Annotated in this window: 1 protein-coding gene; it reads left to right on the top strand. The window is 75.9% G+C overall.

Features of this window, described 5'->3' with window-relative positions:
- On the top strand, nt 1-648 hold a 648-nt coding region (locus KCH_RS34130), incomplete at both ends, for an ATP-binding protein (RefSeq protein ID WP_035869706.1).

Consider the following 648-nt stretch of genomic DNA (forward strand, 5'->3'; position numbering starts at 1 on the left):
CACCGGCGGCGTCCTGCTGCACGGACCGGCCGGCATCGGCAAGACCGCGCTGCTCGACGCGCTCGCCCAGGAGGCCGACGCGGCTGGGGAGTCGGTCCTGCGCAGCAGCCCCACCGCCGCCGAGGCCGACCTGCCGCACCTCGCGCTGATCGACCTGCTCGGCGAGACCCTCCCCGCACTCGCCGAGGAACTCCCCAGCCACCTGCGCCAGGCCCTCGAATGCGCGCTGCTGCACCGCGCCCCCCAACCCGGCGCCCCCACCGACCCGTTGGCCGTCCGGGTCGCCGTCCTGGAGACGCTGCGCCGACTCGCCCAGCGCGGCCCCGTGCTCGTCCTGCTCGACGACACCCAGTGGCTCGACGAAGCCAGCCGGCAGGTCGTCGCGTTCGCCGCCCGCCGCCTCACCGACCGCCGGGTCCGCTTCGCCGTCACCGAACGCACCGAACACGCCGACGCCGCCCCCACCATGAACGCACTCTGCCCGCCCGCCGCCCGCGACCTCCCGGTCGGACCGCTCGGCGAACGCGGCACCGGGGCCCTGCTCCGCGAACGCCTCGGCCTGCGCCTGAACGGCCTCACGCTCAGCCGGGTGCACGCCGTCAGCGGCGGAAACCCCTACTACGCACTGGAGTTGGGCCGCTCACTGGC

Origin of the sequence: Kitasatospora cheerisanensis KCTC 2395 (assembly GCF_000696185.1) — a bacterium.
GTDB classification, from domain to species: domain Bacteria; phylum Actinomycetota; class Actinomycetes; order Streptomycetales; family Streptomycetaceae; genus Kitasatospora; species Kitasatospora cheerisanensis.